Here is a 3,274-nt window from a genome sequence, read left to right as displayed (position 1 = left end):
CACACCCGCCGGGCGACGGAGGTGAGCACCGATGAACTGATGCAACTACCCGCCTGACCACCAACGAAGGATCAAAAACGAGTTACACCACTACCAGGGGCTTGACCCTCGAACCCGGTCAGCCCGACTCGGTCCACCCACTTCTGGACCCGGCGGTCGGCCTCTGCGCGGTCGACTCCCGCGGCGTCCAATCCGAGACGGACGTTGTCTTCGACGTTGCGCCAGGGGAAGATGCTGTACTCCTGGAACACGGGTGCGACAAGCGGACGCGATTGATCGTCCTGCTGGAGCCGAACCTGACCCGTCGTCGGCTTCTGGAGACCAGCGATGACTCGAAGCAATGTCGATTTGCCGCACCCTGATGGGCCGACGACGGACACGAATTCGCCTCGGCGCACCGCCAGGTCCACGCCTTCGAGTGCGACGACTTCTGCTCGACCGCGGGGTTGGTACCGATACTCGACGTTTTCGACACTGATCTTGTCATCCACCTCACGTTCGGGTGGGATCCCGGGGTTCCCAGGCGGACGGGTGGAGCCCGTCTGTAGTTCGGACACTTTCGCTCCAATTCGACTCACCGAAATTCACTTCTGCTGAAGTGAATAATCTCGTGATCTGGGGAGTATGTCAAGGGTCACAATGGCCTGACAGAAGGCTGGCTCGCGTTGAGCAGACTCACGGGGTTCGTCAGAAGGTCGTCGCCAGATGGCGCAGAAGGATGGGAATCTCGCTGGTATGAACTCGCCGTTCGGCGATCGGAGCTATGGGGGCGGGCCCGCCGTCGAGCGAATCGGTCGGTGCCGGGCAAGCCTGCTGGACGTCGCACTCACGGATACGGCGGAGCCCCGTTGACGGTCGGCGAACAGTGGCCGAGATCTGCACCGAACTGTCCGAACAGGAGAAGGAGAGCGACCGGGAGCACGTTCGCAAATATCGACCCACCATCATCGATGCGCTCACACGGTGAGGCCCGCTGACCGCGTGGTTTGTGCCGACTAGCTGTACTGCCCAGGCAGGTTGGTTGAGGGAATGCAACGACACGTGATAGCCGGTCGTTGAACCACGATGGTCTCCCGTCGTGAAGTGGAGCAAGAACGGGAGACCTCCGTGGTTCACCGCCCCGAAGGACCGCCTGCCCGTGCGCATTCGCTCACTGCAGGTCGATCCAGACGTGGTCGACGACTGTCGATCCGGTCGGGTACTGCGCTGCACCTCGCGGTATGCCATGGCTCCTGGAAGCCTCCACCCCGGAGAACCGTTGTGGCATCTCCTCTGCGACCGCACTCATGTATTGCTGGTTCGGTCATGACCGTTCTCGACACTGCGATCCCGCGCCACTGACGACAGGCAGATCGAGGGAATCCGGTCACACCGCGGAAGTAGCCGTTTTGCGGCCGTCTGAGGGGGACGACCGCTCGCATCAGGTGCCCCGGCCTGCGCTCACAGGCCGGGGCACCAGATTTGCAGAGGGACAAGGAGCATATCGGTCGTCGGATTGGTGATTGTGTACGCAGAAGGGTCGAGTTGAGGACGGCGCACGAGCAAACACTTCCTCCGAAATCTATGTACTCCAACGCTTGGCATCGGCGCGTGCGATCGACAGAGGTTCCTCGTCGGAGTGCCCGGCCGCAATCCATTCGACGGCGCTGCGGTCGGCGAGTCCGGACTGAGGAGCCAGGAGCCAAGCCGTACACGTCCACGAATCAGCGCGCGAATGCAGAGTCCTCCACAGTGCGACTAAACCTGGGCGAACCGAGCGTTCGTTCGTGAACTGCCGAATGGGGTACACCCATCTGGCAGTTGTCGAGGCGGAGGATGTTCGGCTTGAGTGGCTGAGGCTGTGGGCGACACCGGCGTAGGCCGGTGGGGAATTCCCCTTCGCTCGGTAGCATTGATTGGGGTTGTCCGCGTTTCGAGGTGGTAGGCGGTAAATGGCCAGGCGCCGGTAGCGGACGGCTACCTGCGCGGTGACCTTGACTTTGAGGATGCCCTGCCGGAGGTGACTGGGGTCGACCAAAGTCGCGGGGACCTTGTGGAGGTCCTGCGTAGCCTTCGCACGTCGTGCGTGAAGGCAACTGTGATGCCTGCCTGCGACGCGCAGAGTCTCGCCGATGCCGGTTTTGCCGCCGATTTGCCTTCCATACTGTCGGCTCGGCTGGATCGCGGCATCCGGATGGCGAGTTTGGTCGCGTCCTCTTTGTCGGTTGATTCTGCAGCTGACCGGCTCGACGTCAGCCCGGCACGGGTTCGGCAGTGGATCGACGAGTGCCGTCTGTGGGTGTTCGGCTTGGGCGGTGATCGTCTGCTGCCCTCTGCGCAGTTCACCGTGACCGGTGTCGTCCCGAACCTGGAGAAGGTCATGCCCCAGATGTCGAAGGGCCTGCACCCGCTGACGGTGCAGGCCCTGCTCACCCGTCCGCAGCCGTCGCTGACTGACGGAGGGCGGCCGATGTCGATCACGGCGTGGTTGACTGCATGTATTGGCACCGATTCTGAGATCAAGCAGGTCCGTGACATCATCGCGGCTGCCGAGTGGGAATCGAGCTAGACCCCGCGGTAGTCCATGGAAAACCTTTTGTCTCAACTTTATTCGATAGATCATGGTCGATCTTGTGTCGCGCCAGCGAGTGGGATGCAACCTTCAGCGTCATACGGCTTGCAGTCGGTTTGTTCCCAGGTCTTCCGATGCACTCCCGATCTGCACTACGGGGAAGCATCGCGCTGGCAGGTGACATTCGCGAGTACCTGATACGTCGAATTGCGGGCACCCAACTTGCGGCCAGGGAGTGCCCGTCGCGGTTCAATGCAGTCGGATCGTTGAAAGCCACTGTTGCCCAGGAGCGCTGCTATCGCGGAGCCTGAGGCTCCATGTGCGGCTAGTTGGTTGGCGAAGGTTTCGCGGAGGGCGAGGGTCGCGACTCCTCGGGGTATTTGAGCATCAATTCCGGCGCGTTTGTAGGCGGTGGTGACGGTCCATCTGAGTCCATTTCGGGTGAGTGGTTTGCCTCTGTGTCCCAGGAACAGGGGAGCGGTGGGGAGCGAGCTGCAGTGCAGTGCTCCCGCTTGTTTCGTCGGTCGTCGGGAATCGTGATGCTCGTTCGGCCAGGTACGCGGCGAGGATTACGGTCAGCGGTGACTCGATGGGGAGGGTTCTGGCGGGCCTGCGGCTGTCGTGGGCCACGACGATCGCCTGGTGACGTGCGGTGCCGACGAGGTCTCCGATTTGTGCCGCGCACATTTCTGAGGGGCGTAGCCCAGTAGTGCCCCATAGAGT

General features: G+C 62.2%; 2 protein-coding genes. One reads left to right on the top strand and one right to left on the bottom strand.

Features of this window, described 5'->3' with window-relative positions; translation table 11 throughout:
* Positions 1-71: 71 nt before the first annotated feature.
* The gene (locus A8G15_RS14230) at positions 72-491 is read right to left on the bottom strand and encodes an ATP-binding cassette domain-containing protein (RefSeq protein WP_068160446.1); all 420 of its coding nucleotides are present in this window, start codon (positions 489-491) and stop codon (positions 72-74) included.
* Positions 492-2,065: 1,574 nt separating this feature from the next.
* On the opposite strand from A8G15_RS14230, the gene A8G15_RS14225 reads away from it, so the two are divergent.
* Positions 2,066-2,548 (top strand): helix-turn-helix domain-containing protein, encoded by a 483-nt coding sequence (locus tag A8G15_RS14225; RefSeq protein WP_231912074.1) that lies wholly within the window; start codon positions 2,066-2,068, stop codon positions 2,546-2,548.
* The last annotated feature ends 726 nt before the right edge of the window (positions 2,549-3,274 follow it).

Source organism: Rhodococcus phenolicus (assembly GCF_001646785.1).
GTDB classification, from domain to species: domain Bacteria; phylum Actinomycetota; class Actinomycetes; order Mycobacteriales; family Mycobacteriaceae; genus Rhodococcus; species Rhodococcus phenolicus.
This window is presented reverse-complemented; position numbering and strand designations above follow the sequence as displayed.